The organism is Actinoplanes sp. NPDC051633, from assembly GCF_040681735.1.
Classification (GTDB): Bacteria; Actinomycetota; Actinomycetes; order Mycobacteriales; family Micromonosporaceae; genus Actinoplanes.
Map to the genome: position 1 here is coordinate 1 of NZ_JBFAZH010000613.1, position 4,789 is coordinate 4,789.

General features: G+C 70.2%; 3 protein-coding genes. All 3 read right to left on the minus strand.

The window, feature by feature from the left end:
* Positions 1-2,174: peroxidase family protein (locus AB0M20_RS27935; protein WP_364303153.1), on the minus strand; the 2,174-nt coding region annotated here is incomplete at its 3' end.
* A gap of 138 nt (positions 2,175-2,312) precedes the next feature.
* A complete protein-coding gene (locus AB0M20_RS27940; RefSeq protein ID WP_364303155.1) occupies positions 2,313-3,056 on the minus strand; it encodes a hypothetical protein in 744 nt (247 codons plus the stop codon).
* Positions 3,057-3,087: 31 nt separating this feature from the next.
* On the minus strand, positions 3,088-4,758 hold the full coding sequence (locus AB0M20_RS27945; protein ID WP_364303157.1) for a multicopper oxidase domain-containing protein: 1,671 nt from the start codon (positions 4,756-4,758) through the stop codon (positions 3,088-3,090).
* Between the last annotated feature and the right edge of the window lie 31 nt (positions 4,759-4,789).

Below are 4,789 nucleotides of genomic sequence, written 5' to 3' on the forward strand. Positions count from 1 at the left end.
GACTGGGACGGGTGCCTGCCGTACGCGGCGTCGATGTTGAGGTGCGACTCCGGGTGCCTGAGGTTCTCGCCGAAGTCGACCCAGCTGGTGTACGCGGTCAGCCCGTTCTGCGAGCGCCGGAAGTCGTTCAGCGACGGCAGCCCCTCGGAGCGTCCGCGGGCGATGTTCACCGCCGCCAGGTCCATCGGGAGCCCGAGCAGGTTGTCGCGCAGGGTGTCGGTCATGAACTCGTCGAGCTCGTTGCCGACCTGGTCGGACATGCCCATGACGATCGAGCCGGCGGCCTGCTCGGGGGTGAGCGTCCCGTTCGCGGTGAAGGCCGGCGGGTTGAGGAAGCCGTCGAGCAGCGGCATCGAGGCGTCGGTGCCGTCGTCCATGGTGCGGCTGATCCGCTCGGTGAGCATCGAGTGCCCGAAGCGGTAGACGGCGTGGGCGAACTCGGCGGTGACGGCCGGGTCGATCTCGGTCTGGGTGAACGCGAACGGCTGGAACGGGTTGATCGCCGGCTGGATCTTGCGGGCGAACTCCTCGAAGACCAGGTGCTGGTACTCCATCTCGTTGACGAACCGGGCGGCCTGGAAGATCCGCTCGCCGTTCCACGAGCCGCCGGCCAGCTGCCATTCGGGCAGCGCGCTCCCGTCCTCGGTCAGCACCCGCTCGATGTCGCCGACCAGGCGCTGGTGCTCGGAGTGGAAGATCTGGTGCACCGCGGTGAGGCCGATGTTCTCGTTGGCCCGGCCGTCCCCGGCGATGTAGTGCGCGGCGAGCATCTCGTCGTCGTAGGTCCCGGCGGGTTGCGCGGCGAAGTCGGCGGACGCGGTGTGGTCGGCGTCGGGGCGGGGCGCGACCGGCGGGGTGGCCGGGTTGTGGTCGCCGTCGACCGGCGTGGGGTCGGCGTTGTGCGCGATGTCGGTGAGGAACGGGGTGTCGAAGTGGAGCACGTCGGCCGGCACGGCGACCGGGGCGGCGAGGTTACCCTCGACCAGGCCGTGCTTGGTGACGTACTGCGGGAGGCCGCGGGCCGGGCCGGGGACGAACTTGCCGTACGGGTCGGTGAGGATCGTCGGCACGTTGAGCACGTCGGCGTCGGTCAGCGCCAGGCCGAGCAGGTCGCGGGCCTGGGCCTTGGTGTCGGCCCAGGTGGGCAGGCCCCCTCCGGCGTCGGCGAGCAGGTCGCCGGTGGCGACCGGCCGTCCGGCCGCGAGCGAGTAGGCGCGCAGGAACACCTGGTGCGAGCCGTGGGAGGCGTACGTCTGGGAGTTGTCGACGTACGGGGTGTCGGTGTTCGCCGCGTCCTGCACGTCGTCCGCGGTGCCCAGCTTGCCGTCCGGGCCGGGCTGGTTGGCCGCCCGGGTCAGCGCCATGAAACGCATCGAGGGCGCCACGTACTTCGCGTCGCCCGGCCGGGGGTCGTCGGCGTTGCCCGGGATGCGGTCGGGGCCGGCGATCAGCGGGTCGTCGGCGCGCAGCGGGACGATGACCGTGCCGCCACCCTTCACCGTCTGGTCGATGCCGTGGTCGAAGAACTGGCCGAAGAGCGTGAACCACGAGTTGTACGGGGCGCTGAGGCCGACGTCGGTGGTCACGTTGGGGATGAACAGCGTCCGGCCGTCGGCGACCGCGGCCTGCGTACCCGTCGTCTGGCTCCGGACCGGGGCGCCGGCCGCGGCCACCGCCGCCGGGTTCGCCGCGGTCTGGTCGGCGATCAGGTTGCTGATCAGGCGGGGCTGGGAGTCGACCACGATGTTGTTCGCCGACTTGTCGGCGTACGTCGTCGGGAAGGACCGGCCGAACATGGACGCCGGGGCGGTCTCGGCGGGCTGGAAGCTCTTGCCGGACAGCCGCGGGAAGAGCTGGTCGGCGGCGCCGTACTTCTGCTCGCCGGCGGTGAGGTGGTTGCAGCTGCCGTCGACCGTGCGCAGGCCGAAGGCGAGCAGCGGACTGGCCAGCTGGTCGGGACCGTCGCCGAGCAGCGCGCCGCAGGGGCCGGTGGCGCTGGTGGTGTTCGCCGCGTGCGCCTCGGCGATCTTGATCTGCTTGAGGATGTAGGCGAGGTCGGCCGGGGTGATCGTGAACCCCTGGCCGATGGGTGCGGCCTGGGCGGGCGTGGCCACGAGGGTGCCGGCCAGGACGGCGGCGGCCGCGGCTGCGGAGACGACGGTGCGAAGCTTCACGGGTGGCATCCTTGGGAGCGGAGGAGAACCGGGAATTTCGTACATAGTGCAAATGCCGGGTTTGGCCCTTCCGTGGTGACACCGAGCACATGCTGAAGCCGCCCTGAGCGGTGCCCAGGGCGGCTTCAGCGGTTGTTGCTACCGGTGGTGGTGTGTCGCCTCGTTGTCGGTGAGGTCCACGCCGCCGTCGAGCTCGACGCCGGCGAGGGGGCTGTTCGCCGAAACCTGCACCTGCTCGGCCGGCACTCCGGCGGCCCGGCCCATCGACGCGCGCACCGACCCGATGCTGACGTCGCTCAGCAGCGCACCGAAATACCGCACGGTCACGCCGGAGCGCTGCACGGTGGTCCGATACTTGCCGAGCACGTCGGTCAGGATGCCCTCCCGATCCTCCGCCGCCGCGACCGCCGCGGGCGTGACACCGGCCTTCGGGATCACCGCGAACGTCACGTCGTGCACCAGCACCGGCTGGACCAGGTAGAACGCGATGTCGGACGGCTGGTGGTCGCGCATCATCGCCTCGGCCGACTCGACCGACACCCCCTCCGGCGCCACGAAGGTCATCTCCGGCACCAGGAACTCCAGCATCGTCGAGCTGAACACCGCGAACGTCGCCGGCTCGAGGGGACCGAGCTTCTCGCCGGCGGCCATCGCGTTCATCTGCCCGGTGATGGTGGCCCGGTCGGCGCCCTTCGCCGGGTGGATGCCGATCGCCGCCCGCCGGCGCACCATCGCGCCGTCGAAGGTCGTGGTCGCCTGCCCGTCGCCGGTGTCGTCGCCGCTGACCACCGCCACCGGCTCCGCCGCGACCGGGGCCGGGTCGAGCCAGCCCCCGAACCGCAACAGCGCCGCGACACCGGTGACGACCAGGATCAAGATCACCAGGACACGGGTACGTGGGACCGTCCGCATCTCAGGTGCCCAGCGGGTAGCTCGGGGCGTACACGACGGGACGCTCGTCCGGCTCGTCGCCGATCGGCCGATCGGACGAGATCGGGTCGTTGACCATCATGTCGCCGACGGCGAACTGGATCATCATGTCGTTGTCCTCGTGCACGAGGTTGTGGCAGTGCACCATGTAGCGTCCGCCGTCGTTGCCGTCGCCGGTGGTGAACTGGATCAGCGCCGTGACCGTCTCGTTCTCGCCGAGATAGAAGACGTCCTTGCCGCCGCCCTCCCAGGCGTGCGCCTTGCGGTCCGGCGTGGTGTTGCGGCCGATGATCTTGCCGTCGACCAGGTGGATGTGCAGCGGGTGGAACCATCCGCCCGACTCGTTGACCAGGTCCCAGATCTCCACGTCGTACGGCTGGGGGTTGCCCAGCACCCGCTTGAAGTCGCCGCGCTCGACGTCCTCCCAGGTCTCCCCGTTGATCGTCCAGAGGCCGTGCTTGCGCTCCACACGCACCGTGCGGCGGGCCTTGGCCATGTCCGGGGTGAGCTTGTTGACCTCGATGGCGCCCCGGTTGGCGAACGGCTGCGGGCCCAGATCCAGCGTCGCCGGGATCACGTACGGGTCGGCGGGGCCGGAGTCCGCGACGACCTCGAACTGCATGATCTTGCCGGTGTTGGCGAAGTCGACGTTGTTCTTGTTGCTGAGGTTGCGCAGCTCGATCCTCGTGCCGGGCTTGTACTTGCGGAAGTCGATCAGCACCTCGTAGCGCTCGGCCACGCCGTGCCGGTATGACCCCACCGCGGCGACCTTCGGCGTCATGCCGGCGTCGGTGGCCACGATGTACATCGGGTCGCCGGTGCTCAGCTGGAAGCGGAACGAGCGGGAGATGCCGGCCGCCAGCACGCGGAACCGGTAGACCCGGGGCTTGACCCGCATCTTGGGCCACGGCACGCCGTTGACCAGGATCACGTCGCCCATGAAGCCGGCGTGGTCCTCGTCATCGAAGGCGACGCTGCCGTCAGCCTTGAACGCCATGTCGCTGACGATCAGCGGCACGTCGAACTCGCCCTGCGGGAGCTGGGCGCGCTCGTACGGGTCGCTCAGGTGGTACTGCGCGGCCAGGCCGGTGAAGACGTTCTGCGCGGTGCTCAGGTGGTTGTGGTCGTGGTACCAGAGCGTGCGGGCCTGCTGCCAGTTCGGGTACTTGTACGTCTTGCAGCTGCCGGGGGCGGTCTGGTCGTTGGCGTACCCGTCGTACTGCGGCAGCGACGCCGACCCGTGCAGGTGGGTGACCGTCTTGAAGGGCAGGCCGTTGAGCTTCTGGACGGTCAGCCGGTTGGCGATCCGGACCTCGGCCCGGGTGCCCTGCGCAACCTTGATGGTCGGCCCCGGGAAGATCCCGTTGTAGCCGGCGACCGTGGTGAGCAGGCCGGGCACGATGCCGGCCTGGCCGAACTTCTGGGTGAGGCAGTACCGGGCGAAGGGGCCCTTCTCGTCCTCACCCGTCTCGGACGGCACCAGCACCGGCGGGCGGCGGAACATGGTGGTGAACGGCGTCGGGGTGTTCTTGGTCGCGAGCCTGCTGCTCTTGGCGAGCACCTCGCCGCCGGCGGTGGCCACGACCAGGCCGGCCCCGCCCAGCGCCGCGGCGCCCTTGAGCAGGCTCCGGCGGCTGACATTCCGGTCGGACATCGGTTTCTCCGTCCTCGGGCGAACTGGAAGA